Origin of the sequence: Methylobacter marinus A45 (assembly GCF_000383855.1) — a bacterium.
In the GTDB taxonomy this organism is placed as follows: domain Bacteria; phylum Pseudomonadota; class Gammaproteobacteria; order Methylococcales; family Methylomonadaceae; genus Methylobacter; species Methylobacter marinus.
The window spans coordinates 4,060,047-4,085,402 of sequence record NZ_KB912877.1; the positions used below are offsets into that span (position 1 = coordinate 4,060,047).

Annotated in this window: 16 protein-coding genes; 8 read left to right on the forward strand and 8 right to left on the reverse strand. The window is 54.2% G+C overall.

Features of this window, described 5'->3' with window-relative positions:
- Positions 1-112 precede the first annotated feature (112 nt).
- Complete coding sequence (locus METMA_RS0119120; protein WP_020160719.1) at positions 113-1,420, forward strand: hemolysin family protein; 1,308 nt, start codon at positions 113-115, stop codon at positions 1,418-1,420.
- Positions 1,421-1,466: 46 nt separating this feature from the next.
- Here the strand turns inward: METMA_RS0119120 and METMA_RS25940 are convergent, their stop codons facing one another.
- A complete protein-coding gene (locus tag METMA_RS25940; protein WP_232216390.1) occupies positions 1,467-4,322 on the reverse strand; it encodes a PAS domain-containing protein in 2,856 nt (951 codons plus the stop codon).
- 419 nt (positions 4,323-4,741) lie between these two features.
- Entirely contained in the window at positions 4,742-5,560 is an 819-nt protein-coding gene (locus METMA_RS0119130) for a class I SAM-dependent methyltransferase (protein WP_020160721.1), read from the reverse strand.
- A gap of 415 nt (positions 5,561-5,975) precedes the next feature.
- Between METMA_RS0119130 and METMA_RS0119140 the strand changes: the two genes are divergently transcribed.
- On the forward strand, positions 5,976-6,212 hold the full coding sequence (locus METMA_RS0119140; protein WP_020160723.1) for a WGR domain-containing protein: 237 nt from the start codon (positions 5,976-5,978) through the stop codon (positions 6,210-6,212).
- Between the two features lie 821 nt (positions 6,213-7,033).
- Positions 7,034-9,952, forward strand: a complete 2,919-nt coding sequence (gene cas9, locus METMA_RS0119150) for a type II CRISPR RNA-guided endonuclease Cas9 (RefSeq protein ID WP_020160725.1) — start codon at positions 7,034-7,036, stop codon at positions 9,950-9,952.
- Here cas9 and METMA_RS0119155 read toward each other — a convergent pair.
- Together METMA_RS0119155 and METMA_RS27195 are read right to left on the reverse strand one after the other, a co-directional pair.
- The gene (locus METMA_RS0119155; RefSeq protein ID WP_020160726.1) at positions 9,949-12,096 is read right to left on the reverse strand and encodes an FAD-dependent oxidoreductase; all 2,148 of its coding nucleotides are present in this window, start codon (positions 12,094-12,096) and stop codon (positions 9,949-9,951) included. The two genes, cas9 and METMA_RS0119155, sit on opposite strands and share 4 nt — an antisense overlap.
- A 114-nt stretch (positions 12,097-12,210) precedes the next feature.
- On the reverse strand, positions 12,211-12,423 hold the full coding sequence (locus tag METMA_RS27195) for a hypothetical protein (protein ID WP_156830563.1): 213 nt from the start codon (positions 12,421-12,423) through the stop codon (positions 12,211-12,213).
- Between the two features lie 20 nt (positions 12,424-12,443).
- Here METMA_RS27195 and METMA_RS25150 point away from each other — a divergent pair, with 20 nt between their 5' ends.
- Entirely contained in the window at positions 12,444-12,626 is a 183-nt protein-coding gene (locus METMA_RS25150; protein ID WP_036298528.1) for a hypothetical protein, read from the forward strand.
- A 709-nt stretch (positions 12,627-13,335) separates the two neighbouring features.
- The gene (locus tag METMA_RS0119170; RefSeq protein ID WP_020160729.1) at positions 13,336-16,422 is read left to right on the forward strand and encodes a transglycosylase domain-containing protein; all 3,087 of its coding nucleotides are present in this window, start codon (positions 13,336-13,338) and stop codon (positions 16,420-16,422) included.
- Between the two features lie 131 nt (positions 16,423-16,553).
- Here METMA_RS0119170 and METMA_RS0119175 read toward each other — a convergent pair whose 3' ends face one another.
- The 4 genes from METMA_RS0119175 to METMA_RS0119190 all read right to left on the reverse strand — a co-directional run bounded on the left by METMA_RS0119175 (position 16,554) and on the right by METMA_RS0119190 (position 22,131).
- Positions 16,554-17,807 carry an alginate export family protein gene (locus tag METMA_RS0119175; RefSeq protein ID WP_020160730.1) on the reverse strand — a complete coding sequence of 418 codons (1,254 nt, stop codon included), beginning with the start codon at positions 17,805-17,807 and terminating at the stop codon, positions 16,554-16,556.
- Between the two features lie 17 nt (positions 17,808-17,824).
- Complete coding sequence (locus METMA_RS0119180; RefSeq protein ID WP_020160731.1) at positions 17,825-19,576, reverse strand: ABC transporter ATP-binding protein; 1,752 nt, start codon at positions 19,574-19,576, stop codon at positions 17,825-17,827.
- A 13-nt stretch (positions 19,577-19,589) separates the two neighbouring features.
- Positions 19,590-20,606: an ABC transporter permease gene (locus METMA_RS0119185; RefSeq protein WP_020160732.1), complete on the reverse strand. Its 1,017-nt coding sequence runs from the start codon at positions 20,604-20,606 to the stop codon at positions 19,590-19,592.
- Positions 20,607-20,748: 142 nt separating this feature from the next.
- Positions 20,749-22,131, reverse strand: a complete 1,383-nt coding sequence (locus tag METMA_RS0119190; RefSeq protein ID WP_027147465.1) for a CmpA/NrtA family ABC transporter substrate-binding protein — start codon at positions 22,129-22,131, stop codon at positions 20,749-20,751.
- A gap of 538 nt (positions 22,132-22,669) precedes the next feature.
- Here METMA_RS0119190 and METMA_RS0119195 point away from each other — a divergent pair.
- From METMA_RS0119195 to METMA_RS0119205, 3 genes are all read left to right on the forward strand, one after another.
- On the forward strand, positions 22,670-23,641 hold the full coding sequence (locus METMA_RS0119195) for a PDC sensor domain-containing protein (protein WP_027147466.1): 972 nt from the start codon (positions 22,670-22,672) through the stop codon (positions 23,639-23,641).
- Between the two features lie 225 nt (positions 23,642-23,866).
- The gene (locus METMA_RS0119200; protein ID WP_020160735.1) at positions 23,867-24,760 is read left to right on the forward strand and encodes a hypothetical protein; all 894 of its coding nucleotides are present in this window, start codon (positions 23,867-23,869) and stop codon (positions 24,758-24,760) included.
- 347 nt (positions 24,761-25,107) lie between these two features.
- Complete coding sequence (locus tag METMA_RS0119205; protein ID WP_232216391.1) at positions 25,108-25,323, forward strand: Flp family type IVb pilin; 216 nt, start codon at positions 25,108-25,110, stop codon at positions 25,321-25,323.
- Positions 25,324-25,356 lie beyond the last annotated feature (33 nt).

Here is a 25,356-nt window from a genome sequence, read left to right on the forward strand (position 1 = left end):
GATTCGAAAGGCTGTTTGCCTGGCGGTTCCGTAATCAGGTTCAGGGTATGGTATCATCCTGGCTCACTTATCTCCTCAGTCGCGCCGGTAACGGTAAGAGGCGGCTCATACAATGGACATCGGTCTTATCCTTATCTTAATTGTTATCAATGGCATTTTCTCAATGTCGGAAATGTCGGTTGTTTCTTCCCGAAAAGCGCGCCTGCAGAAGCTGGCGGCCGAGCGGCGTTCGGGTGCCAATACGGCGCTTAAACTGCACGAAGAACCGTCCCGTTTTCTGTCGACTATCCAAATTGGCATCACCTCCGTCGGCATTCTGACCGGTGCGCTGGGCGAAGAAACACTGGCGGTGCCCATCTATGAGCAGCTGGTCAAAATTCCGGCTTTCGAACCGCATGCCAGAGGCGTCGCCCTGACCTTGACGGTGGTTTTAATCACATATTTTTCCGTGGTGGTCGGCGAACTCGTCCCTAAGCGTCTGGCTTTGCTGTACTCGGAAGGCATTGCCGTTGTGATTGCCCGCCCGATGAGTTTTTTATCCAGAATTGCCAGCCCATTGGTCTGGCTGCTGTCGGTTTCAGGGAACTTGCTGCTCCGCCTCATCGGCGCTCACCGTCCCCGGCCGGCTTCGGTCACCAACGAGGAAATCAGGTTATTGATGGAAATGGGTTCCGAAACCGGTGTTTTCCATGCCAGCGAGAGTAAATTGGTTTCCAATGTGCTGAGATTGGATGAACAGCGTGTCGGCGCCATTATGACACCGCGCAAGGAGGTTTTCGCTATTGACCTGGCGGCTCCGGAAGATGAAGTCAAGCTGAAAATTGCTGATTGCCAGTATGAGCGTCTGGTGGTTTGCCGGGACGGCCTGGAAAATGTACTCGGGATTCTGCATCGCGGCGATCTGTTGAAATCGATGATGGAAGGCCGGTTCAATATCGAGAAAACAATGCGTCCGCCGCTTTATATGCCCGATTCCATCACGCTCACTCATCTGCTGGAGCTATTCCGGAAAGAGCATGACGATATTGCCCTGATCGTCGACGAATACGGCGAGTTGGAGGGTCTAGTCACGCTCACCGACGTTTTTACCGCTATCGTCGGCGATTTCCCGACGGCGGAATCCGAACTCGATCCCGATGTGGTCCAGCGCGAAGACGGTTCGTGGCTTATTGATGGCGGGGTGTCGATAGCAAGATTGAAGTCGGTGCTTGATATAGACACCGATTTTCCCGGCGAGGCAGATAAGGCCTACAATACGACCGGTGGCTTCATTCTGTACCGCCTGGAAAGGGTTCCGCACCTGACGGACAGCTTTGAATATGGCGATTGGCGTTTCGAAGTGGTGGACCTTGACGGAACGCGCATCGATAAGGTTTTGATCACGCGCAGGAATAAAAGAAGCCGCCGCAAGGCCGGATGAGGGCTGCCGTCCCAACCTGTGGCGGCATGCCCGGGAGCCGGAATGGTCAGGAAGAGTGAAGGCTGGCCCGATTGGTTGCCTGGCCGAACAATGATTGCCGGGCCAGGACATGCTGCAGATCGGCAAAACTGACCGGTTTGGTCAGATAAGCGTCGAATCCGGCTGCCTTTGCCTTTTCGCGATTCTCTTGCCCGCTATAGCCGCTCAGGGCAATCAGCTGCGTTGTTGCCAGAGCCGGATGTCGCCGTATCGCTCGTGCAACGGCATAGCCATCCATGCCGGGCAGACCGATGTCGAGCAGCACGACTTGAGGCCGTTCAGTCCGTGCGATTTTCAACGCGGCGTGGCCGTCATAAGCCAGCAATACCTTATGCCCCATGCTGGTCAGCAGTATGGACAGACTCTGGGCGGCATCACGATTATCATCGACCACCAGCATGCGCAGGGGCGCTTCAACAGAAGGGAGGAGGACTGCCGGGTAAGGAAAATCAACGGGCAGGGGAGGCGACAGGCAAGGCAGGCGGATGACGAATTCGCTGCCCTTGCCGCGGCCTTCGCTGACGGCCCAGACTTCGCCGCCGTGCATCGATACCAGGCTGTTGACCAGCGAAAGGCCAATGCCCAATCCGCCTTCCGAGCGGTCGATGGTGCGGTCCACCTGATAGAACAGTTGAAACAGGCTGGGCAGCACCGAAGGATCGATGCCTCGGCCGTTGTCACGGACCCGGATGAAAATGTCATCGTTTTCATGGTTAACGGTCAGAGCGATACATCCGCCTTCGTCGGTATATTTTGCCGCATTGTTGAGCAGGTTCGACACGACTTGCGACAGCCGCACAAGGTCGCCCTCGACGATTAGAGGCTCAGACGGCAGGCGCACGGATAATTCATGACGGCGGGCATCGATCAGCGGCTGGCTGGTTTCGACCGCCCGCTGCACGATGACAGCGACTTCGAGAAGGTCTTTCTTGAGTTCGATCTTGCCGCGGCTGATACGCGAGACGTCCATCAGATCGTCCACCAGGCGAACTAGCTGCTCGACTTGTCGGCTAATGACATCGCGACACCAGGACAGCCGCGTTTCATCGGAACTGGATTGCTTCATGATCTGCACGGCGTTGCTGATCGGCGCCAAGGGGTTGCGCAGCTCGTGGGCGAGCATGGCGAGAAACTCATCCTTGCGCCGGTCGGCTTCGTGCAGTGCTTCCTCGGCGCGTTTACGCTCGCTGATATCGAGCACGTGGACGACGAATCCCTGAACCCGCCCTTCGGCATCGAAGTCCGGGGAATACGTTGCATGAACCCAGCGAGGGCCGATATTGGGTAAAGTGACAAGGCGTTCGAAAGCGACTCGCTCCCCGGCCAGAACACGCTGGATATAAGGAGAGATAGCCTGCCAGGCCTCCTCGCCGACGATTTCCCGCATGTGACGGCCGCATACCTGCTCGGGAGTGTAGCCGAACCACAGCTCGTAATTTCTGTTGGCGCGCCGGAACCGGCATTCCCGGTCGATGTAAGACATCAGGGCCGGCGCATTGTCCATGGTCACCCGCAACAGGTCGTGCGCTTTCTCGGCTTCGCGCCGCGCCGCGTCCAGTTCGGCCGTGCGTTCGACCACGCGCTGCTCCAGTGAGGCATTGGCTTCGCGCAGCGCCTGCTTGGCCCGCGTTATCTCGGTAATGTCGATACCGACTTCCATGATCATCGGCGTACCGTCAATATCCTTGAAGGGGAAATCATGAATCTCGTAGTCGTGCCGGTCCGGACCGGACCACCGCCATTCCACGGGAGCATTGGTCTTCAGCGTCCTGAAGGTATCACAGACCTCGCATGGCGTGTCGCGCTTGAACAGATACTCGTAGCAGCGTTTCCCCCGGGCCTTGCCGTAGCGCTGCTCGAAAAAGCGGTTGGCGAAGACCACTTCGTAATTTTGCGATAGCAGAATCACATAGACAGGAAGCGTCTGCAGCACGTCATACATACGCTGCCGTTCCCTCTGCACGGCGGCATAAGCCTGGACCAGCTCGGCGGTGCGCAGCGACACCTGTCGGCGCAATGTCCAGGTCCACAAGGCCAGGAGCGAAAAAAGGACGGCGGCGGCTCCTGCCGCCCAGGCCACATATTTAATCGGGAAGGTGGGAGGCGCGGAAATACCGAGCCATTTTCTATAGAGGCGGTCATACTCCCCGTTGGCCTTGACGATGGTCAGGCCCTGGTTGAGGCGGTCGCGCAGCGCGGTGTCGCCCTTGCGGACGGCGAAACAGAACTCGCGCCGGTATTCCTTGAGCAGCGGGCCGGGCTCGATGACTTCCGACAGGCCGATTGTCCGCGCCAGCCAGCTTCCCTGCAGCATCGGTGCCAGTAACGCATCATGCTGCCCCGAGGCCAGCAGCCGGAAGCCATCGGCCAGATCATCGACGATCACCAGCTGATGGTTGAAACCGCGGCCGGCGAGGGCATGATGAGACGTGTCCGAACGCAACACGATGATACTCAGGGCGCGGGCCTGCTCGATAAATTTGATGGGCGGATGCCCTTTGCGCACGAAAAAGGAGTCATAGCCGAGCGTATGCGGTCGGGTGAGTTCCACTTGGTCGTCGTGTTCCGGCATGCGAGCCACCAGCGGCAGGGCATCGATCTCGCCTCTCTTCAGTTTTTGCCAGAGCACGTCCCAACGGTCCGGATGGAAGGTGACGGGTATGCCCATGACCTCGGCAACCCTGGCAAACAGTTCGACGGCGAAGCCAGTCGATCGACCCTGCTCATCGATATCGGCGTAAGGCGGAAAACCAATTTCCGAACCGACGCGCAGGGGCTGCCTGTATTCCGCGCCAACCAGCCCGAAAGAGCTCAGAACGGCCAAGGCCAGCATGAGCGCGAATCGCCTGAGCCAGGGTTTCATGCGCGGCGACATGTTCTGTTAGGTTTTAAGCAAAGTGGCTTTACAGGGAACAGGCTGGCTACTGCGTTTATCATAGGGCTCGAATAATTTATTGTATAAAAATATAAAGTCATGATTCCAAAACAAGTCATGCTTAAACAGCGCCGTACTCACGCTTGGGCTTGTGTTTATTGACAGTAGCGATATCCGGGCCAGTTTAATGACTTCTTTAATTATTGGCTACCCTATCAGATTGTTTAATTAATGCCGACATCCCAAGAGCGGCTAATCTGAACATTTCACCACGAAGGACACGAAGCACACGAAGGCTGTTCCAGACCCAATTCCACCGCCTCCATAATCCCCATGGATGGGGTGAATGCAGAGAAATGACGGGATCATTTCCTGTCCATGCGGTCGTTCGTGGTGAAGTATTCAGGCTAAGGCTTTTTTGCGACAGCATAAATCACATTGGCTTGCACGTTTTGCGTGCGCGAATCGGCCATGAAGGACAGATTAGCCTGGCGAACATAGTCAACCGCTTCGGGTTCCAGTTGATCGATTGTGCCGCGATATCCCGAGCCGAGCAGCGTTGTCCACCAGTCTTCCGGCGATGTCACGGGATGCACCGCGGATTCGGCCACAATCGATGCTTTCGGTACACCGGCTTCGATCAGCACCTCGTTGAGCGATAAAGGCTCGGCGATGCGATCCCATGGGTTGAAGCCTTTGTAAAGGTCGGGCCTGACATCGCGAACGGCATTCCAGAAAACCGAGTTGCCCGGCTCGAAGAAATCCGGCCCCCATGTGGTGATGGCAAGTTTTCCGCCGGGGCGCAAGACCCGCCATAATTCCCGGATGGCCGAGGGAATATCGGGTACGAAAAAGATGCCGAAAACGCAAACTACCGCGTCGAAGCTGGCATCGGCAAAGCCCGTATCAAGCATGTCGCCAACCTGGAACTCAACATTGTTCAGATTGCGTTTTCTCGCTTTCGCGCGTGCAAGATCGAGCAGCCTTTCGGCCAGATCGATGCCGGTAACCTGGCCTTCGGAACCTACGCGCATGGCGGCCGGCAGTGCCGATGCTCCGGTGCCGCAACATACGTCGAGCACCGATGAACCGGGCTCGAGGTCCAGGCGTTCGACAGTGCTGTGCCCGAACCGGTCCCAGAAAGTGTTGGCGGGATGGTCGAACAGGTCGGACGCGGCATTATAGGCCGCCGCCGCCTTGGCCTGTGCTTCGTTTAATGTAGTCATGGATTTGTCTCTTTAAATATACTCAATAGGTTATCGATGAAGCGTTGTCCGGCCGATAGCTCTGCTGGCTGATGTGGGGGATTGACAGGATGAGTGACGGCCATTGTTTCGCTATTTCTTGTTCAGCAGCAGAATTCCCAATAATACAGTGAAGGCCGATATCGGGAAAGTTGCCGTACTGAATCTCGGTAATCAAGCAGGCCGGTGCCTGAAGTTTTCATCGCGCCATTTTTTTCGTTACTCATTTGCCGCGAAATGGTTATGATATGGCTCCGTACAGGCGCATTAACATGTGGTTGTAGTCACGTGTTATATCCTGAAGTTTTATCGAACCCGCCGGAAGCCCTGCGCTTGCCAGAGAGCGGGTGAGCGAATATGGCCTGGAATGGCTCTTTATCGGATGTTGAATATTTGAATGAACCGTATTTATCTGGTCCGGAACGAGGCGGACAAAAATATGAACCGGTTTTACCAGTTGATCATCATGCCGGGATTGTTCGGTGATTGGTCGTTAGTTCGCGAATGGGGACGCGTCGGTTCGCCGGGCACCGTGCGCAAGGACTGGTTCGATACCGAAGAAGAGGCGATCAATGCTGCCCAGCGCTTGTGCCAAAGCAAGCAGAAAGGCGGTTATCGCTGCCAGGTTCGGTGAATCCTGTCGCCGCTTGACGGGACTTAACCCGGATATCTCATAAAACCGCAGGGAATACAGGAGACCCCGGCACCTTATGCCGGGTTTCCGCGAAGCTCCAACCCAGCCTACCCGCTACCTACCTCCCGCATGAGCCTAATCCATTCGCCGAGCCGGCCTGCAAGCACCTTGCGGGAGGTTTCTACTTTTCCCGATAAAGATACACGCATTGTCCGGGGCGAAATAGCATCTTCCCGCCGCGCATACCCGTCAAAAACGCAAATTCAATAGTGTGATCTCAAGCCCAGACAAGTAAATCAGGCGCTATATAATTGAGGCCGGTAAAGCGCCCGATTATGGCACCAATGCTTGCGGGTCACGATGCCGGGCGGTTGAGTCCGCATCGCTCTTATCGATGGGCAGGGCGGCAATGGGCCGCTTTGAAAAAACGAGTCATTATAATCCGAATGAAAAAACTCCCCGCACGGGATAAAGCCGCCATCGAGCCTTCAACCGGAAAGGCCGCAATCAATTTTATGAAACACGCGGCAGCGACCGAATAACAGTGCGTCGCGGTCAGCCTGCCCCCGATCATCAAGCCGGCTGGTCCTGTCGGCAATGTGAGCACGGATGATCAACGGCAGGCTGACGGCTGAATGAAGCGAGATTGAAACAATACAAATAAAAACCGACAGACATAAAAAAGCCCCCTTAAGTTTTACTTTGCGAGGGCTCTGGTCGCCTGGAAGCGATGCCTACGCAACACAATTCCATTGGTATGGAAAGTTAACGATAGGCCTTAGTCGGTTACATCAGGTCTGGATTATACACAAGGATCAATAATGAGCAAGAAAGTTCTGGGGCTGGATCTAGGCACCTATTCCATAGGCTGGGCATTGCTCGAGGAAAGCCAGGGCGGGCCCGACCGGATAATTGATTTGGGTTGCCGGGTTTTTAACGAGGCGGATGGAGAAAAAACACCGGCTCCCGGCAATCCGAAACGCAGCGATGCCAAATTGAACAGACGCATTCTCCAGCGCAAGGCGAAACGCAAACAGCGTATGCTCAACTATTTGTTAAAGCTGAACTGGCTGCCGGAAGAACTGCAGGCATCGCCCCAGCCGGAAATCATTCTGAACCGGATCGGCGACCCCTATCGGTTGCGTGCGAAAGCCCTGGATGAAAAATTATCCGCGCATGAACTGGGACGAGTATTGCTGCATTTTGTCCAGTGCCGAGGCTTTTCAGGCAGCCGCGAAACCTGGCCGGGCGCCATGATCGATGATCCCGATGTGCTGGCTGTTCTGGCCGAGTCGGAGGAGGGTGCGGACCAGCGCGAACGCGACAGCGGACAGGCGGCGTTTAAACAGGAGGTTGATGCGTTGAGAACGGCTATAAAAGAGGCCGGCTGCCGGACACTGGGCGAATATCTGGCGAGCCGGGGTCACCCTGATTGCAAGCGCATCCGGGCCAAAAATGGCGAGCATCTGCGCACGGACCGGCAAATGTATAAAGATGAGTTGGGGTTGATCTGGCGGCAACAGCAGCGCCATCACGAGCGGTTAACCGAACCGGTGAAAGCGCGGGTGGAGCGCATTATTTTTTATCAAAGACCCGTTAAGCCGTGTGCTGATCGCATCAACCGTTGTCCCCTGGAACCCAAACGCAGGCGGGCCGGCCTGGCCCGACTGGAAAGCCAGCGTTTTCGCTATATGCAGGCGATCAGTAACCTGACGTATTTAAACCATCGCACTGAAACGGAAGAGCGCTTGTCGGCCGGCCAGATAGGCAGGCTGAGCGTGCTGTGCGAGACGGAAGCCGATATCAGCTTCGCACGGATCAAAGAACTCTTGGGCTTCGATAATTCCCGGGAATTTAACCTGGAGCGCGACATCAAGAAGCTGAACGGTAATGTGACCGCCTGGCAAATCAGGAAAGTTTTCAGCGGCTGGGATAATCTGGGAACCGGGAAACAGCAGGCACTGGTCGAGGACTTGCTGACCATCAACAAAAAATCCGTGCTCAGGAAGCGTTTGCTCGGGCATTGGGGTCTTGATTCCGCGACTGTCGTCAAGCTGTGTCAGTTGTCGCTTGAGCCGGGCTACAGCCCGCTTTCCAGTAAAGCCATCAATAAACTGCTGCCGTTTCTTTATCAAGGCCAAAGCGTGACAGAAGCGCGGGTCAGCGCGGGGTATGGTCCTGAAGTTCAGGCTGTTGCCCAAAAGGATAAATTAGCCGTGCCGCCGGAAACCGCCAATCCCGTCCTGCAAAAAGGGCTGCATGAACTCAGGCGGCTGATCAACGCCCTGATCGCCGAGTACGGCAAGCCCGATGCGATCAGGGTGCAAATGGCGCGCGAATTGAAGATGAACAGCAGACGCTATGCCGCATTTGGCAGACAGCAAAAAGCCAGGGACAGGATGAATGAGAAAGCGGTGTTGATGTTTCAGCGCGTCAAACGGCAGAATCCGCATCTGGCATTGACCGACGCCCCCGGCAAAACCGATCAGCTAAAATACCGGCTATGGCAGGATCAGCGGCGGCTCTGTGCATATTCCGGCCAACGCATCGCCCCGTCGGCGTTGTTCGGACCTGAAGTTGAGATCGACCATATCTTGCCTTACAGCGAATCACTGGACGATTCGTATATGAATAAAGCGCTCTGTTTCGTTAAGGACAAGAGTGTCAAAGGCCGCAAAACGCCGATTGAGGCATTCGGCGGCAATGAGGCGCAGTGGCATCAAATCGAACAAAACCTGAAGCGATGGGACAGGTCTCTGGCATCGAAGCAAAAACGCTTCTTCATGAACGCGGCAACGATGCGGAAAGCGGATTTTATCGGCAGCCAGCTCAACGACGCACGCCGCATCAGCCGCGTCGTGCATGATTATTTACAACAATTGGATGCGGCCATCACGGTCAGCACAGGAAGAGCGACCGCATGGCTACGGCGGCAATGGGATTTGAACGGTCTGCTCGGTGAGACGCCGGCCACAGACCGCGGCGATTATCGGCGGCATGCGATCGATGCGCTGGCCACGGCCTGTATCGACCGGCGGTTTTTAACAAGGCTGTCGGAAGCGGCCAGTGAGCTTGAAGGTAAACAGTCCGAATTGAATATCGACGACTTGCGGGTCGATCCGGCCTGGCGGATAGTACGGGAGGATCTGCGGCGGGCGCTGGACAAAATGATTGTGGCGCATGTGCCGCGGCTTAAATTGAGCGGCGAGGGATTTGAGGAAACCGGCGCGGCATTTGCCGGGGGCGGTACGGTTTCTCATAAAGACGGCAAGATCCCGATTCAGCGGAGCCGGATCCGGCAACCGGAAGCCGGCACGGCCAGCGGCAATATTCATCATGTGGAAATATTAAGGCATAAAACCACGGGCCAATATACCGGCGAATTCGTGACCCGACTGGAGGCGGGCCATCGCGTCAAAGGCGCCGGCAAACATAAGCCGCCTGTGATTAAAACAGACCATTCCGAACCGTTTGAGTTCGTCATGGCGCTGCATGTCAATGATACGGTCAGCGTCGAGCAGGCGGGGCAGCGGATTTTTTACCGTGTCCGGAAACTGGACGCCGGCGACAACCGGTGTCTGTTGTGTCTGCATTCGACGGCGCTCCCGGACCGAAAAACCGAGGAAATCGATTTCAGCATCAACGCGGCATCCTTTAATCGATGGCGACTGCAAAAGCATAAAATCAACGCCATCGGCAAACTTATCGACGTTAAACCGTCAGGCCGGGATACCGGTTAACCTCGCCGCCAGGCATGAAAGCGCGCCACCCACTTCAATAGCCTTTCCGGCCGATGCTGGCGTTTCCAGACGCCGGCGGCATATTTGTTGGCCTCCGCCATGGTCGGGTAAATATGAATAGTGGCCAGGATTTTATTCAAGCCAATGTCGTGCTTCATAGCCAGCACAAATTCCGCGATCAAGTCACCAGCGTGCTGGCCGACGATGGTGACGCCGAGAATCTTGTCCCTGCCGGGCCGGGTCAGGACTTTGACAAAGCCGTGCGCCGCGCTGTCGGTAATGGCCCGGTCCAGTTCCTCGAACTGATACCGGCTGACTTCGTAAGCAACGCCTTGTTCCCTGGCTTCCTGCTCATTCAGGCCGACGTGGGCGACTTCCGGGTCGGTAAAGGTGGCCCAGGGGATCACGGAGTTGTCGATACGAAATTTTTTCAAGTCGCCGAACAGGGCATTGACCGACGCATGCCAGGCCTGGTGCGCGGCCGTATGGGTAAACTGGTAAGGGCCCGCCACATCGCCGCAGGCGAAAATATTCGGATAATTGGTGGCCTGAAATTCATCGACCCGCACCGTATGCCTGGGCGACAGTTCCACACCGATGTCTTCGAGGCCGAAACCGGCGGTATTGGGCGCGCGGCCGATCGCCAGCAGCAGCCGGTCAAAGACAATGCGCAGCGCTTGGCCCCGGTGCTCGGCGATCAGGACGTGCTCGCCGTTTTCAATCAGGAATCGCGTTGCGGTATGTTCCAGACGCACATCGATGCCCTCCTGACTGAACCTGGCCTTTATCATTTCTGAAACCTCGTTATCTTCCTGCGTCAGCAGGCGCGCGGCTTTTTCGACCAGAATGACCTGTGTGCCGAAGCGGGCGAAAGCCTGCGCCAGCTCGCAGCCGATAGGACCGCCGCCCAGCACCAGCAGGCGCCGGGGTTGCTCGCGCAAGTTCCAGACTGTGTCGGAAGTCAGGTAATCGATGCCGTCCAGGCCGGGAATCGGCGGTATAAAAGGACGCGCACCGGCGGCAATGACGATGGCGCGCGTGGTCAGGGTGCGCGTGCCGGCTGCCGTCCGCACTTCAACCGACCAGGGCGACGTAATCCTGGCGGCGCCTTCAATAACGTTAACGCCGAGCTCGCGATAGCGCTGGACCGAATCATGCGGCGCCACGGTTTGAATGATGCGCTGCACGCGCTCCATAATCCCGGCAAAGTCAAAATCGGCTTTAATGGCCTTGATGCCGTATTCGGCGGAATGCTGAAACCGCGACAACAATTTCGCCGAACGGATGAAGGCTTTCGAGGGCACGCAGCCGGTATTCAGGCAATCGCCGCCCATTTTGTGTTTTTCGATCAACGTCACATCGGCCTTGACCGCGGCGGCAATGTAGGCGGACACCAGTCCGGCCGATCCGGCGCCAATGACCACAAGGTTAGTGTCGAATTTCTCAGGCTTGGGCCATTGTTGGTAAATTTTGTTGGCTTGAATGGCCGATACGATTTTCCGGGTGACGAGCGGAAAAAGGCCTAACAGCGCAAACGAGCCGATCAGGGCCGGCGAGAAAATGCCGGACACGGAATCGATCCTGGCCAGTTGCATACCGGCATTAATGTAAACCAGTGTTCCGGGCAACATGCCCAGTTGGCTGATCCAATAGAAGGTGCGGGTTGTAATGGCGGTCAATCCCATGACCAGATTAATGACGAAAAACGGGAAAAGCGGCACCAGCCTCAAGGTAAACAGGTAATAGGCCCCGTCGCGCGCCATGCCTTCATCCACGGCCTTCAGGCGATCGGCGAACCGGGCTTTGACAAGGTCCCGAAACAGAAAACGCGCGGCCAGAAAAGCCAGCGTGGCGCCGATGCTGGATGCAAACGATACGATCAGCGTTCCCCACAGCAGGCCGAACAATGTGCCGCCCGCCAGGGTCAACAGTGCGCCGCCGGGCAGGGACAGGGCGGTGGTGGCAATATAGAGCAGCGCATAAAAGACCGTTGCCTTGACAGGGTGGGCATCGCGGTAGGCCAGGAGGGTCTGGTGTTTGGCCTTTAAGTTTTCCAATGTCAGTAACTGCGGCAGATCGGAATAGAAAAAGGCGCCTATCAGCGCGGCGATGATTATCAGCAAAACGATGTGTGATTTAGCCATTAGTTAACTCCGTTTGGATGCAATGCTGATTGGATTACTTAAATATCTATTTCTTACAATTATTTTTATATTTTTTAACCTATTGTCTGGGGATATCGAGGTCAAGCCAAATTATCAATCGATACTATTAATGAAAACGGTATGAAAATTCTTATTCACCACGAACATCACGAAGGAACACGAAGAAAAAGTAAAATCCATCAATGCATTCTTCGTGCTCGATTGCTGTTCCAGATGCCATTCCACCGCCTGCATTTTTGCAGGCCCGTGTTCCGGTACCGGTTTACACGAAGGCCCTTGGGAACCAGGGAATTGCGTATTACTCATTACCACACTCCTGCGGGATAATGGCTACCGAAAGCCTGCCTGAAAAATACAGTAGGGTACGCATTGCGTACGAGGCTGTGAAAGAATTAGTGAAAAACGTCATAAAAAGCCTTATTCACCACGAAGATCACGAAGGACACGAAGAAAAAATTAAGTTAATCAAATACTTAAAACTTCGTGCTCTTCGTGTCCTTCGTGGTTAAACCCTTTAAATTGAATACTTTCACAGTCTCGTACCTTTTCCAGCGGTTTCGGTGAATGCCATCCCAAAAGGTACGCGATACCCTAAAGGGCATAAATGCGTACCCTACCGAATTTATGAATACCTCTGGCGCCCTGCCGGTCGGTGAATGGCTTGTTTACTCGTTACCACGCTCCTGCTTGGTAATGCATACCGAGGCTGTAAATAATTTCCCTGTTTAAACATAGGATGCGCTGAGTGCAGCGAAGCGCATCCTAAGAAGAAAATTGTCGGCCGCCTGCATCCCTTGTAGGCAACCCGGGAGAAGTTTGTCCGGGAAGGTGTTTTTTGGCTTTTCAATTACCGCAAGTAAGGCGCCCGAGAGCGAATTTTTTTGCGGGTTGTTCCTGGTTGGAGGCGGGTGGCGGGATATTCTGAAATATGAACAATAAGGGCTATATTGGGCTGCCGACAAACCTTCATTAATAATTAAATGTGAAGCAAAAATAAATTTGGCACTGCGTAACTTCACTTATTAACACGGGAATATTAATAGTATATTCTTCAGCTGTGGCTTGGACTTTGTCAGTAAAAAAAACCGAATCAAAAAAAAAATAACAAAAATGACTCTCAATAATATCGATTGTAAAAACTTTATGCTGGTTTTATTCCTTTCTCAGGCTCGCAGCAAAGAGCCTGCATTTAATATGTTTTGAAGGAAATAACAGGGGATGCAAAAGAATAGGCGGATAATTCACCGGTTTCTGGTGTTGGTGGTTCTGGCCGGCGTGGCTGGAATCGTTATCGTTTTTGCAAATGTTATAAAAGAAGAGGTCAATACCTCCAAATATCAAGCTCAATATCTTTCGGAGATCAGCAAACAACTGAGTTTCAAGCTCGAGCCCGGCCCCAGTTCATCGATCCGTTATCCCGATTCCGGTCCATACGACTTGAGGCTGGGTTATGCGACGTTGCCGGACATGATCCAGCGCGCGGAAAAACACGGTTTCAGCATTTCCGCCCAGGCCACGTCTTCGCCCATGCTGACGCAGCTGGTCGATTACGGTTTATTCCCCATTTATCGCGAGAAAACCCAGGCCGGGCTCCGTATCGTTGACCAGTCCAATCAAGTCCTGTTCAGAGCGGTTTATCCGGCCCACGGCTATCCGAATTTCGAATCGATTCCGCCGCTGGTGCTGAACACGCTGCTCTTTATCGAAAACCGGGAATTACTGGACGACACGAAGACGACAGTCAATCCCGCCGTCGAATGGGATCGCCTGGGATTCGCCGGGCTGCAGCTGATGGCGAAAAAACTGGGCGCCGACATCAATGTGCCGGGCGGCAGTACATTGGCCACGCAATTGGAAAAATACCGCCATTCGCCCGATGGCTATACGAAATCGTTGCTGGATAAGTTCCGCCAGATGGGGAGCGCATCGGTACGCGCCTATCTGCTGGGGCCCGATACGCGCGAAATGCGCCGGGAAATCGCGCTGTCCTACCTGAATTCCATGCCGCTGGCCGCCACGCCGGGATTGGGAGAGATCCATGGCCTGGGCGATGGCCTGACCGCCTGGTTCGGCGCCGACTTCAACGAGGTCAACCGACTGCTCAGCCGGGACGCACTTAATTCGGAACATATCAGCCAGGAGCAAGGGCAAGCCTTCCGGCAGGTCCTCAGTATTCTGTTGTCGCAACGCCGGCCGTCCTATCTTTTGGGCTCCGGTTTTGAGACATTGCAGGCGCTGACCGACAAATACCTGCGGCTGATGGCGAGCCAGGGCATTATTTCGGCATCGTTGCGTGATGAGGCTTTAGCCGCGCCCGCTAGCCGCGCTAAACGGTCGAATATATCTTTCGCCAAATTCATGGCGGAGAAAAAGACCCAGTCGGTGCTGAGAACGCGTCTGGCCAGGGCGACCGGCGTCAGGTCCATTTACGATCTCGACCGCCAGGATTTAACCGTCACGACCACGATTGACTACCAGACGCAACAGGCGGTCTCGAAAGCCCTACGGCGCCTGAGCGATCCGGCTACGGCCCGTGCCGCCGGCGCGGTAGGTTTTCGGCTATTGGGTGAAAATCAGGATTTATCCCCCGTCATTTACAGCTTGATGCTGTTCGAACGCAGCAAAACGGGCAATCTGCTGCGCGTCCAAACCGATAATTACGATCAGCCTCTGGATATTAATGAAGGCATTCGCCTGGATCTGGGTTCGACCGCCAAGCTGCGGACAATGGTGCATTATCTGGAACTGATCAGCGACCTGTACCAGGAGTATAAAGGCCGACCGGCCCAGGAACTGGCCAAGCTCGAACTGCATCCGCGCGATTATTTATCGGCCTGGGTCATCGAACAGTTTCGGGCGCGGCCGGGCATAAACCTGGAGGAGTTGCTGAATCTGGCCCTGGACCGGCGCTATTCCGCCAGCCCTTACGAAAATTTCTATACCGGCGGCGGCATTCATCATTTCGAGAATTTCACCCGTGATGAAAACAAAAAAATCATGTCGGTGCGCCATGCCTTGCGCGATTCCGTGAATCTGGTCTTCATCCGTCTGATGCGCGATGTGGTTTATCATCATCTCTACAGGCCGGACGGCGTTGCCCGCTGGCTTGAAAATGAAGACGATCCGCGTCACCAACTTTATCTGCAGCGATTCGCGGACCGTGAAGGGCAGGTTTATCTGCGCCGCTTTTATGCCAAATATAAAGGCAAAAGCGAGGAACAGGCGCTGGCTTTACTGACCCAGCGGGTCAAGGCCAAAGCATCGCGGCTGACCATGCTGTATCAGGCCATTTATCCGGATCGTGACGAGTATGATCTCAACGCGTATCTGAAAGCGAATCTGCCATCGGCGGTTCTGGCGAAGGAAGACATAGGACGCTTGCACCAGAAATACTCAACGGCGAAATTCGACTTGCAGGATCAGGGCTATATCACCAAGATTCACCCGCTCGAACTGTGGTTGGTCGGCTATCTGGCCAGGCATCCTGATGCCACGCGCGAAGAGGTTATCGCCGCCAGTGTCGAGCAACGGCAGGCCGTTTATCGGTGGCTGTTTAAAAGCAAGAGAAAGCAGGCCCGGCAACGGCGGATCATGACCTTGCTGGAAGCCGAGGCATTTAAAGAGATCCATAATGCCTGGGCACGCGTCGGTTATCCGTTCCGTTACTTGACGCCTTCTTACGCGACATCGATCGGCGCCTCCGGCGACCGGCCCGCGGCTTTGGCGGAACTGATGGGGATTTTGCTGAATGACGGCGTCAGACAGCCGCTGGTCCGGTTTGAGAGCTTGCATTATGCCGAGGCGACACCGTATGAAACGTTGCTGAACAGATCGGTTTCTCAAGGCCAGCGTGTGATGCCGGCGGAAGTCGCCCGTGTGGCTCGCGGCGCGCTGATCGGCGTCGTCGAAGGCGGGACCGCCACGCGGCTTAGAGGCACGTATACCGATTTGGACGGCAAGGCACTGGCGGTAGGCGGTAAAACCGGCACCGGCGATCATCGCCGTCAGGTCTGGGGAGAGAAAGGCCGCCTGATCGAATCGATATTCATCAGTCGTGCCGCCACGTTTGCTTTTTTTCTCGGCGACCGGTTCTTTGGCGTTATCACCGCTTATGTGGAAGGGCCTGAAGCCGAACAATACCATTTCACCAGTTCATTGCCGGTACAGATAGTCAAGTTTCTGGAACCCACGCTTTCGCCTTTGCTGAACCGGGCGCCCAATGAACCGGGCAATTTGCCGGTACCTAAAATAGCCATGATCGATAAGCACAATATGGCGGTTCCGGCCAGCCATAGTCGTCATTGAAAAAATATGCGGGCGGGTTTGTCTGCCCGCTTGTAATGCCCGCCCGCGAAGGAAAGCCGTTTCCGTGGGAGCGATGCCGGCACTGTTAAGGAAGTGATTTTTAGCCAAATCCTTAAATCACGGTACTCACGTTAAAAACTGATATTCCCCTGCAGCCAGATTTTCTGGGTATCCGTTGAAAACTGGTCGGCATCGTAATAAGCATACTTGGCCAATAGCGCATAATGCTTGCCGAATTTCTTGAGCGCCAGGAAATCCCATTCCTTGCCGTAATGAATCCGGCCGGTGTCGTCGCTAAAATCATGGAATACGCCGCTCAGGGTCAGGCTGCCGTTGTCCAGGGAAGCGCTCAGGGTGCCGAACACATCGCGAATACCGTCATTGGGCGTCACCAGAAACTGATCCGCCCAGCCCTGGAAGGCATGATTGGTTCCCAGCGGCGTAAGAAAGCGTTTATTGGCGCCCAGGCCATTCATTTGTTCCATGGCGCCCTGAACAGTAATCATATTGAACGCGCTCAGGCCGCCCATCAGATTGAAGCGATGGGCTTCGTAATCGGTCGGGCTGTGCTGGTAATCTTTTTGAAAACTCCATTCGGCGGTATAGAGCGCGCTCAGCTTGTCGTTAATGGCCGTCTTGCCGTTGAAACGCAGACCGTAAGTCTGGTTTGATTTGGCGTAATTTTCCCGTTCCGTGTAATCCAGCCAGTAGCCGTAGCCGATCAGATTGCCGTAATCGCCGACTTTGTAGTTGATATTCAGGATAGGGGCATTGATGTTCTCGGTCGTGCCCAAGAACGTGTTGACGTTGCCGATATAGCCGGCGTTGACGGTCAGGCCGGATAGCAGCGAACTGTTATACGTGATCAGCACCGAGTCGAACGTCGTTTCCAGCTGCCGCCAGCCGACGTTGCCGATAAAACGGTCGTCATCGAGCTTGATGCGTTGCCGGCCGCCTTTGATCAGCGTGTCGGGAATGCCGGCATAACTGATCCAGAGCTGATTCAGCTCGTTTTCATCGGGATCGGCAACAGTCGAGAAATCCGGCTTGTTGCCCAATCCATTGTTGTAATCGCTTTGCAGGACATAGTTGCCTTCGTATTCGACATAGCCTTGCAGGCCATGAAAGACCGGCGACAGCAGTCCCAGGCGCAGGCGCACCGTATTGGCATTGGCGGTTTTCGGGTTGCCGGGGCCTTTGTCCTGGTTGACGTTTTCATAACGGTAGTTCAGGTCAAACTTGACTGAACCTTTTTTGCCGTCCTGATAAAAGTTCAGCGCATTTTCGATCGACTCGTTCAGGCTGGCGGCCGAAGCCGGGCCGGCAATCGCCGATAATGCCAACAGTGCGGCCGAGGCGTAACCGAAGGGTATGTTTTGTCTCATAAGTTCCTCTTATTTTATTAGTGTGTGTGATCGCAGTCGGTCAGAAAGGTCAGGATGCTTTCCCGGTATCGGTAGTAATTGGCATGTTCGAGGAGGGCTTTACGGGAGCGCGGCCGGGGCAGGTTAATGTCTTGAATCTTGCCGATTCTGGCATGCGGTCCATTGGTCATCATCACCACGCGGTCGGCCAGCAGGATGGCTTCATCAACATCATGCGTGACCACGATCGCTGTTACCTGTGTCCGTTCCCAGACTTCCATCAGCACTTCCTGCAGTTCCCACCGCGTCAAGGAGTCCAGCATGCCGAACGGTTCATCCAGCAATAGCAATTTGGGTGACAGGGCAAAGGCGCGCGCGATGCCGACACGCTGGCGCATGCCGTTGGACAGGTCGGTGGCTTTTTTATAAAGCGAATCGGCCAGGCCGACGCGGGTCAAATAGTACTCGACGATATCGTTGCGTTCTGAGCGTGAGGCGTGCGGATAGACTTTATCGACGCCCAATGAGACATTTTCAAAAGCGCTCAGCCACGGGAACAGGCTGGGCGACTGAAAGACCACGCCGCGGTCCGGTCCGGCGCTGTCTATCTCTTTATTATCGAGGATGATGCCGCCTTCGGAGATGCTGTTCAGACCGGCCGTCATCGATAAAACGGTCGACTTGCCGCAGCCCGAATGGCCGATAATCGAGATGAATTCGCCTTTTTTGACTTTCAGATCGAAACCGTCCACGACTTTAACGCGACTGTTGCCGTCGGGTGTCGGGTAAATTTTCGACAGCCGCGAAAACTCCAGATAGCGCGGCCTGCCCAAATCATTGAGGCCGGGTTTCAAGGCCGGGTTGTCCCTGTTCCAGTCATGGCTGGTATTGGGCCGCACATCAGGCAGCGTGATGTTGTCGCAGCTTGCGGCCTGCTTCTTATCGATGCCGATGCCCATCAGATATTGCGTGATTTCGGCGCGCAGTTTTTTGAATTGCTCGTTATGGTTTAAGGCCGTCCGGTCTCTCGGACGTTCGATGTCGATAATGAAGTCCGGGCCGAACGTGGCGCCAGGGCCCGGGGTAAGCGGGATAACGCGATCAGCCATGTAAATGGCCTCATCGACATCATTGGTGATCAGGATTACGGTTTTCTTGTCTTGCCCCCAGATTTGCAGGATTTCATCCTGCAGGTTTCCGCGCGTCAATGCATCAAGGGCGCTGAGCGGTTCATCCAGTAACAGAATGTCGGGATTGGCGGCCAGGGCCCTGGCGACATTGACGCGCTGGCGCATGCCGCCCGACAGTTCAGCCGGTTTTTTATCCATGGCGGCGCCCAGATTGACCATGCGCACGTATTTTTCGGCATGGGCGCGGCGTTGTTCCAACGACCAGTCTTTAAAAATCTGATCGACCGCCAGAGCCACGTTCTCGAACACCGTCAGCCACGGCATCAGCGAATAGTTTTGAAACACGACGCCACGGTCCGGTCCCGGCGCCGTGACGGGGCGGCCATGCTTCAATACATCGCCGCTGTCGGCTTCGATTAAGCCGGCTATCATCGATACGAGCGTGGTCTTGCCGCTGCCGGAAAAACCGACGATGGCGATAAATTCACCGGCTTTGATATCGAGGTTGATGTCTTTCAGGACAGAGATTTTATCCTTGCCCGTACCGTAGGATTTACTGACCTGTTTCAGTTCCATCAGCGGCGCGCGTGCGTCATTGGACGGCGCGGGCGGCCGGATGGCGTCGGCTTCGGCAATAATATTGAGTTTGATAGCGGACATGTCAGGCTCCCGGTTAAAGTGTCTTGCCGAAAGAAAATGCTTGCTGGAATGCCTGCATGATGCGATCAAGCATGAAACCGATAAGGCCGATCGTAAAAACAGCCACCATGATGCGGCCCAGTGAATTGGAACTGCCGTTCTGAAACTCATCCCAGACGAATTTTCCAAGTCCTGGGTTTTGCGCCAGCATTTCCGCGGCGATCAATACCATCCAGCCCACGCCCAGTGACAGGCGCATGCCGGTGAAAATATAGGGCAGGGCGGACGGCAGAATGATTTTTCTGACCTGCGTGGACCAATCCAGGCGCAGGACTTTGCCGACGTTGACCAGATCCTTGTCGACGGACGAGACGCCGACCGCCGTGTTGATCAGCGTAGGCCATAACGAGCACAGCGTGACCGTGATCGCCGAGGTCAAAAATGATTTTTCAAACCAGGAATCGTCCGTCGTGACGTAAACGGAGCTGACGATCAAGGTTACGATAGGCAGCCAGGCCAGCGGCGACACCGGCTTGAAGATCTGGATGAGCGGATTCAGCGCGGTGTTAAAGAGCGGGCTCATGCCGCATAAAATGCCGAGCGGTATGGCAACAATTGTGGCAATCACGAAGCCCGCGAAAACGGTGTAGAGGCTGGTGATGATCTGGTCCAGGTAAGTGGGCTTGCCGGTATAAATCCGTTCCTTGACGCGCGCATCAGGATTCTCGGCCAGCAGTTTCTCATTGCGCGCCTGCTGGCGCTGATAAAAGGCGGTTTCTTTCTGACGTTCCGCATAATGGGCTTCCACCAGTCCGCCAATTTCCCGCCATACCGCAACAGGGCCGGGAATGGCCCCCAGGCTGGTATTGACCTTGGATGCCGAAAAACTCCAGAGCCCCAGGAACAGCGTAAACGCGATAATCGGAACGCCCATGATCAGCCATAATTCACGGGCTTGCCGCGCGGGATTTTCGCCGGCCGCCATTTTAATGACCGGTACGAACCAGGTCAGGCCGGTAATGTTAAAAAAATTGATCAGTTTATTATGCATAGGACACCTTTATCAGAAGGGATAGGGGCTCTCGCATGGCGTCCGCTGCCTGTCGGCGGCAGTTAAAAAAAGGCGCGTCCCTGCACCAAATTAACGTCCCATGTCTATCCAGGAGAGGCTCATGACCGAGTTGCTGAACTGTTTAGTCGACTATTTGGCCGCCTACGACTTTTTGCTTGCCTTTAAGGCCGATAGCAAATTTGGCCAGGTATTCATTGGGTTTGCCGCCCTCGTAAACAATGCCGTCGATAAAGTCGGCCTGGGGCGGTTTGATGCCGGTTTCAGTGTCGGCGGGGAAATCGCTGGCGGTGGCTTTGCCTTCGGCTATCAATTCCTTGGCCGCGGCTTTATAGATATCGGGGCGATAGACTTTTTTAGCGATTTCCATGAACCAGTCGTCCGGTTTGTATTCGTTGATCTGTCCCCAACGGCGCATTTGGGTCAGGTACCAGATGGCATCGCTGTAATAAGGATAAGTGGCATGGTTGCGGAAGAAGACATTGAAATCCGGTAATGGCCGTTTATCGCCTTTTTCGTACTCGAATGTACCGGTCATGCTGTTGGCGATCACATCGAAGTCGGCGCCGACATATTGTGTTTGCGACAGCATTTCAACGGCTTCCTTGCGGTTTTTGTTGTTGTCTTCATCCAGCCACATGGCGGCGCGGATCAGGGCCTTAACGACCGCGATATGGGTATTGGGGTTTTTGTCGGCCCATGCCTTGCTGACGCCGAAGACTTTTTCGGGGTTGTTTTTCCAGATTTCATAATCGGTGACGACAGGGATGCCTATGCCTTTGAATACGGCTTGCTGGTTCCACGGTTCGCCCACGCAGTAGCCGGAAATAGTGCCTGCTTCCATGGTCGCCGGCATTTGCGGCGGCGGCGTTACCGATAGCAGTGCGTCTGCGTTAATTTGTCCGGAATTTTCCTGAGGGGGCGCATAATAGCCGGGCTTGATGCCGCCGGCCGCCAGCCAGTAACGCAATTCATAGTTATGCGTGGAAACCGGGAACACCATGCCCATATTAAAAGGCTTGCCTTCGGCTTTATACTTGTCGATGACCGGTTTTAGTGCATCCGCTTTAATCGGATGCATCGGTTTGCCGTCTTGCATCGGCACATGGGGTTTCATTTGATTCCAGACAGCATTCGATACGGTAATGGCGTTGCCGTTTAAGTCCATGCTGAAGGCGGTAATGACATCGGCCTTCGTGCCGAAACCGATGGTGGCCCCCAAAGGCTGGCCGGCCAGCATGTGGGCGCCGTCCAGTTCGCCGCTGATGACGCGGTCTAACAGGACTTTCCAGTTTGCCTGGGCTTCGATTTGCACATACAGTCCTTCGTCTTCGAAGAATCCCTTTTCATAAGCAACCGCCAAAGGGGCCATATCCGTCAACTTGATGAAGCCGAATTTGAGATTTTCTTTTTCCAGATTTTCAACTGCACCGGCGCCGGATGCGAAGGCCAGGGCGATCATTGCCGCCGCCCATTTTCTTATAATTATTGTTCCAGGTTGTCTCATGCGGACCTCATTAAGTAAAAAATTGCGAAAAAAAAGGCGTCTGCAAACCGAATGGGTTTGCATTCGATCTGAAAGACGCCTTTGTCCGGTCTGGCTCGCCGTTGAGCCAAAATTGTCAGCGCTCCGCCGTTGGAGCCTTTGTTTCGTATAACGCAAGCCTTGTGCCATAGTTGTAAAAAACCGGTACAAAACAAATTATGTTTAACCAGAACAAGGCCTTAAGGGAATGGTTTTAACTATTGTTTCAGTTTTGGCAACGCCGGTAGCATTAACAGGGCGGGGCAGCGCATTATTTTTGTGCGGCCGTTTTGATAATTGCACCAATTGGGATTTTTTAATTCATTGAGTGCCGGAGGTTTCGGCGTGAACGCCAGGTATCGGGCGGGTAGTCCCGGTATGTTCGCGCGAACATGGCGTATTAATCAATCCACCCCGCGCTTTCTCATCATCCCGAACCATTAATCGGCAAGGTCATGAGAAAACGGGCGAAACGGCATGAAACCTGCCTTATAAAATCAATTTAGGGAGAGTTTTATTCATGTCTAAAATGAGCCATATCAATGTAATCGATAAATATGAAGAACATCGATTAGCCATTCATAATCTGCTTTCTTCCATTTTGAGCTGCTTTGCCGATGAAAAAATGTTCGAGCAAAGCCAGGAGGAACTGACCGAACGGCTTAACTCTTTATGCGCTTATTATCCGTTTCTCAGTCTGCTGTACCTGCTTGACGCCGACGGCCGGCAGGTCTGCATGAATGTGCCGGGCAGCTATTTTAAGCACCATCCCAAAACCGGCCTGGGAACCGACCGCAGCAAACGGCCGTATTACCTGCTGGCGTCGAAAACAGACAATGTGGTTGTGACCGAGCCCTATTTGTCCAGTGTCAGACAGGAATTATGCCTGTCCACCAGCATGAAGGTTTTTAACCAGGACGGCTCGGTAAGAGGCTTTATTGTGATGGACATTGACCTGGGATCGACGCTGGCATTTCTGACGGGCGACAGCAAACGCGTTCATTTCGAGCCTTATTTTAAAATCATATACAGCCTGATCGTGCTCGGCTTGTTCACGGTCGCCCTGGTGCTGCTGTACGCGGCCGGCGTCGAATGCGTAAAAGTACTGAGTTCGATCATTGATCCCCGGACGATGATCGAGATACCGTTCGGCATTGTCATTTATCTGACCCTGGCATTGGCCATATTCGATCTGGGCAAGACGACGCTGGAAGAAGAGGTGCTGTTATACAAGGATATCCTCCGGCACAGCTCGACCCGGCGCACCATCACGCGCTTCATCGCGGCTATCATCATCGCCGTATCGATCGAAGCCCTGCTGATGATATTCAAGTTCGCGTTGAAGGGCGGCGGCGAGCACATTATCGAGGCCGTCTGGATTATTATCGCCGCGGCGCTGCTGTTGCTGTCGCTGGGCGTTTATGTGTATCTGGGCAGCAAGGCGGAAGGCATACTGCTGAGCCATCGCGGTCAATTTAAGAAAAAAGCCTGATTGTGCCATACTGTTCAAACTGTGCTTGAGTCGGTAACGGACGCCGCGGAACGAACAAAGAAATTTTTCTCTCAAACAACAAGTTTTGAAATAATGGCGGCATAAACGCGGTATAAGATGGCTAGCCACAATAAACATTGGAATCAAGGACCTGACCGGCCCCGGACATTTATCGGTTTCAGGTTGAATCCGTCTCTCTTTCAAACTAACCCGTAAAGGACTGACATGATTAAATACACACCTTTAAAAGACCACGATACACCCGTCAAGGTATTGTTTACAGGTTACCTCTGCACAGTAGGTATCGGTTATGTTGTTGCATTGATCCAGATTCTGTTTACGCACGGCATGGCCGACGGTAAATTCGGCCTGTCCATCGATGATATCGTCTACAGTTACTACGGCAACCGCTCGGGCACGGTGGTGGAAACGAAACTGAACGGCTCGATGAAGGAGATGGCGCCCGAGGCGGAGCGCTTCCAGATCATACAGTGGGTCCGGGACGGCGCGCAGATCAACGACTATAAGCCGTCCGGCGTCGCCAACATCATCGAGACGCGTTGCGTTCTGTGCCATAACGAAGGCGCCTCGGGTATTCCGAATTTCTCCGATTTCGAGCAGCTGAAAGCCTTGACCACGCAGGACGAAGGCGCGACCTTCAGCTCGCTGACGCGGGTTTCCCATATCCATTTATTCGGCATCAGCTTTATTTTCATGTTCGTCGGGCTGATCTTCGCCTTTTCCGAAACCACTCCCACGCCTTATAAATCCGTCGCTATCGGCATGCCTTACGCGTTCCTGCTGGCCGACATTCTGTCCTGGTGGCTGACCAAAATCCATCCGATGTTCGCCTGGCTGGTCATTCTGGCCGGTACCGGCATGGGCGTTTCATTCGCGTTTATGTGGGTCACATCCATCCTGGAAATGTGGCTGTTCAGACCGGTGTTTATCGAAGGTCCGGGCATGAAAGTGCAGGCGTGGCTGGAAAGCCTGGCTTGCGGAGGCGAGGAAAGCGGGGTGAATAAAGCCTACTGCGCTTTCAAACGCGGGATGGCTATTCTGAAGGATAAATGGCTGCAGCATGGCTGGCCATGGCTTAAGGGGCTGTTCGATAAATAGCGTTGCCGTTCACATCAGGGCTGTAGGGTCGGATTGACTTGCAGCCCGCGGGTATTTGCGGCTTCGATCGTCGGGTTATGCCATGGCTGACCCGATTTGTTGAACTTCAGAAAAATCCGCTCTGCAAAAACTTGCGAAAAACCTTTAAGTTTAGTTCATAAATCAATTAAAACCAGGGCTTTTATCAGGCGTCGGAAAAGAGATTGACACACCTGTAACGTGTTGTTAGTGTTGACTTGCCCGGGAAATGGATCACATTCCTGAGCGGCGGCGCACAAAGATGCGTGGGCGCTAACATAATGATTTATCGGGTAATGAGATTGTTTACCCTAAGGAGCATAAATAATATGAATAATAAGAAGATGGAAGGTAGCAAAATGAAGAAATGGTTATCCGCGTTTATAAGGGATGAGGAAGGCGCGAGCGGCATTGAGTATGCATTGGTTGCCGCGATGGTTGCGATTGCTCTGGTTGCTTTCGTGCCGACGATCAATACTGCAATCACGGGTATTTTTCAACAAATTTCGGACGCGTTGACAGGAACACCAACAGGAAGTGGTTGATCCAAATTCGCCCGGAATTTAACGGACGCATGA

Bases quoted from the DNA above. Each gene is read 5' to 3' on its own strand.
- METMA_RS0119120 (WP_020160719.1), top strand. From the start codon at position 113: ATGGACATCGGTCTTATCCTTATCTTAATTGTTATCAATGGCATTTTC.
- METMA_RS25940 (WP_232216390.1), bottom strand. From the start codon at position 4,322: ATGAAACCCTGGCTCAGGCGATTCGCGCTCATGCTGGCCTTGGCCGTT.
- METMA_RS0119130 (WP_020160721.1), bottom strand. From the start codon at position 5,560: ATGACTACATTAAACGAAGCACAGGCCAAGGCGGCGGCGGCCTATAAT.
- METMA_RS0119140 (WP_020160723.1), top strand. From the start codon at position 5,976: ATGAACCGTATTTATCTGGTCCGGAACGAGGCGGACAAAAATATGAAC.
- cas9 (WP_020160725.1), top strand. From the start codon at position 7,034: ATGAGCAAGAAAGTTCTGGGGCTGGATCTAGGCACCTATTCCATAGGC.
- METMA_RS0119155 (WP_020160726.1), bottom strand. From the start codon at position 12,096: ATGGCTAAATCACACATCGTTTTGCTGATAATCATCGCCGCGCTGATA.
- METMA_RS27195 (WP_156830563.1), bottom strand. From the start codon at position 12,423: ATGAGTAATACGCAATTCCCTGGTTCCCAAGGGCCTTCGTGTAAACCG.
- METMA_RS25150 (WP_036298528.1), top strand. From the start codon at position 12,444: ATGGCTACCGAAAGCCTGCCTGAAAAATACAGTAGGGTACGCATTGCG.
- METMA_RS0119170 (WP_020160729.1), top strand. From the start codon at position 13,336: ATGCAAAAGAATAGGCGGATAATTCACCGGTTTCTGGTGTTGGTGGTT.
- METMA_RS0119175 (WP_020160730.1), bottom strand. From the start codon at position 17,807: ATGAGACAAAACATACCCTTCGGTTACGCCTCGGCCGCACTGTTGGCA.
- METMA_RS0119180 (WP_020160731.1), bottom strand. From the start codon at position 19,576: ATGTCCGCTATCAAACTCAATATTATTGCCGAAGCCGACGCCATCCGG.
- METMA_RS0119185 (WP_020160732.1), bottom strand. From the start codon at position 20,606: ATGCATAATAAACTGATCAATTTTTTTAACATTACCGGCCTGACCTGG.
- METMA_RS0119190 (WP_027147465.1), bottom strand. From the start codon at position 22,131: ATGAGACAACCTGGAACAATAATTATAAGAAAATGGGCGGCGGCAATG.
- METMA_RS0119195 (WP_027147466.1), top strand. From the start codon at position 22,670: ATGTCTAAAATGAGCCATATCAATGTAATCGATAAATATGAAGAACAT.
- METMA_RS0119200 (WP_020160735.1), top strand. From the start codon at position 23,867: ATGATTAAATACACACCTTTAAAAGACCACGATACACCCGTCAAGGTA.
- METMA_RS0119205 (WP_232216391.1), top strand. From the start codon at position 25,108: ATGAATAATAAGAAGATGGAAGGTAGCAAAATGAAGAAATGGTTATCC.